Annotated in this window: 2 protein-coding genes; both read left to right on the forward strand. The window is 59.2% G+C overall.

Translation table 11 applies throughout. From position 1 onward, the window contains the following. Positions 1–140 precede the first annotated feature (140 nt). Positions 141–1,343, forward strand: coding sequence for a tyrosine-type recombinase/integrase (locus tag IWX64_RS16730; RefSeq protein WP_196868255.1), 1,203 nt, complete (start codon positions 141–143; stop codon positions 1,341–1,343). Next, on the forward strand, positions 1,343–2,302 hold the full coding sequence (locus IWX64_RS16735; RefSeq protein WP_196868256.1) for a tyrosine-type recombinase/integrase: 960 nt from the start codon (positions 1,343–1,345) through the stop codon (positions 2,300–2,302). Before IWX64_RS16730 ends, IWX64_RS16735 begins: the two co-directional genes overlap by 1 nt. The last annotated feature ends 14 nt before the right edge of the window (positions 2,303–2,316 follow it).

Consider the following 2,316-nt stretch of genomic DNA (forward strand, 5'->3'; position numbering starts at 1 on the left):
ACTCCGATTATGCCGAGGAAAACGTTAAGCCGAGTTTGGTGCGTTTGCCCTTGTGATTCGGGGGTCTTGGTCCCGTTCCTCGGCTTAATATTGCGGCCTAGCCTGTCTTGTATCCATGTTCCTAGCGGAAGGACAAGGCAATGGATAGGACAGTCGCGGCCATCGGAGATGTTGTTGTAGCCGCGTTGGAGGACGCCGGCTACATGCAGTCCACGATTGGCCAGATTCGCAAGTCCATCAGGTGGCTGGGTGTTCTGGCCAAGAAACATGATGGCGTTTATACCAGTGAGTTGGGTGCGGAATTCGCCTCGATGACAACGAGCCCGCGGACCGGCAGGTACAGTTCCCAGCGTCATACCGATTATGGCCGGCTGGTGTGGTTGTTCGACTCGTACGTGCTCACTGGGACCGTGGATCTTTCTATGAGGCCCCGCGGTCAGCAGAAGCAAGGGCCCAGCAGCCCGGAATTTTCCGCGCTGTTGGCTGCGTGGTGTCATGACATGGATCAGCGTGGTTTGGCACGTTCCACCCAAAACTGTTTCGGAGGGTTGGCCTGCGAGTATTTGAATTATTTGGAGGCTGGCGGGATTTCCTCGTGGGAGGCCGCGGACGGGGCCAGCGTCCTGGGATTCCTTGAGTCACTTCGAAGCCGGTGGGCTGAATCAAGCATGTGGTCGGCCGTGGCCAGCTTCCGGCCGTTCCTGAAATTCACAAACCGCACGGACCTGCTCGATGCTCTGGCTTTGGCCAGGGCCAGGCGCCACCATGAAATCGTTCCATTGCTCGGGCCCGGAGTGGAACGGCAAGTCGTTGGCGCCTGCCGGGAAGGTCTGGTTTCGGCACGGGACGCGGCGATTACCTTGCTGTCGCTGGCCACGGGTTTACGTGCTTGCGATATCCGGGGCCTGCGGCTGCGGGATATCGATTGGCGGGGCGGCACGGTGGGGATCGTGCAGCAAAAGACGGGGAACCCGTTGACCCTGCCGTTACCGCCCTTGATCCTGGTCAACCTTGCGCAGTACGTGCTCGAGGAGCGGCCGGCCTCCGACGTGGAAGAGGTGTTCTTGAGGCTGAAAGCCCCGCATGTTGCCTTGGCGGATCATGCGTCGATTTACGTGATCGTCAACAAGGTCTTCCGTGTCTCCGGGGTGGAAGATGTGAAGGTTGGAACGCGGGCCCTTCGCTATAACGCGGCATCCAGGCTGTTGCGCGCGGGAACCGCTTTGCCGACCATCTCAGCGGTGCTTGGCCATGCTCATGCAGACTCGACCAACGTGTATCTGAGCACGGATGCCGAACACCTACGCTCGTGTGTCCTTCCTTTACCGGAAGGGGCATGGTGATGCGCAAGTACGAATTCACCAGTGTGTTCGCGCAGGAACTGAGGAGGTATCTTGCCTTCAAGCAAAGCATGGGCTGCTACGGCGCATCGCGGATCTGGTACCTGCGCAGCTTCGACACGTACTGCACCGAGCACAGTGTGACGGCTTTTGACCGGCAAGCCATCGAGGGTTGGGTCATCTTCAAGAAATCCTCCCAGCCAGGGTCCAGCCCATCCTGGATGTCATACATCAGGGACTTCGGTCGTTGGATGCTCACCCACGGCAACCCGGACGCCTACGTGCTTGCCGAGTCCTGGAAGAGTGGTTTCTCCCGCTCCCAGCCCTACCTACTGAGCCGCGAGGAAATCTCGTTGTTCTTCCGATCCGCAGCCGCCTTGGAAACCCTCTCACCGTGGAAATGGCAGTCCGTCGCGTTTTTCGTGCTGATGCATTCGTGCGGGCTTCGGACCTGCGAAACCCGAAGGTTGCAGCCCAAGGACGTTGACCTCACCGGAGGTTTCATCGATGTGCTGTGGTCCAAAGGCAACCGAAGCCGGCGCCTTCCAATCACCGGCCAGGTCATCGATGTCCTGGCCGATTGCGACCAGATATCCCGACAGAAATTCGGGCATCACCGTCCCGGGTTCTTTGTCTCCTCGACCGCAGCACCGGTCGCACCGGCCTCGATCGGGGTCACGTTCAACAGGATCTGGGACCAAGCCGGTTTGAATCGGTCCCCGGGTGGCAAACAGCCCCGTCCTTACGATTTTCGGCACCACTTCGCCTACGCCAACATCGAACGGTGGATGGCCGAGGGGCGGGACGTCAACGCAATGCTGCCCTACCTCTCCCGATATATGGGACACGCAACACTGGACAGCAGCTTTTACTACATCCACACATCACCGGACTTCATGGACGACTACGCAACACTCGTCCAGGAAGGCCAAGGAATGCTTCCCGAGGTGGGATTCCAATGAAACGCACACCGAAA

Source organism: Arthrobacter sp. CAN_A212 (assembly GCF_015752345.1).
Lineage (GTDB): Bacteria > Actinomycetota > Actinomycetes > Actinomycetales > Micrococcaceae > Arthrobacter_D.

Coding starts and splice junctions, on each gene's coding strand:
- IWX64_RS16730 (WP_196868255.1), top strand. CDS start 141: ATGGATAGGACAGTCGCGGCCATCGGAGATGTTGTTGTAGCCGCGTTG.
- IWX64_RS16735 (WP_196868256.1), top strand. CDS start 1,343: ATGCGCAAGTACGAATTCACCAGTGTGTTCGCGCAGGAACTGAGGAGG.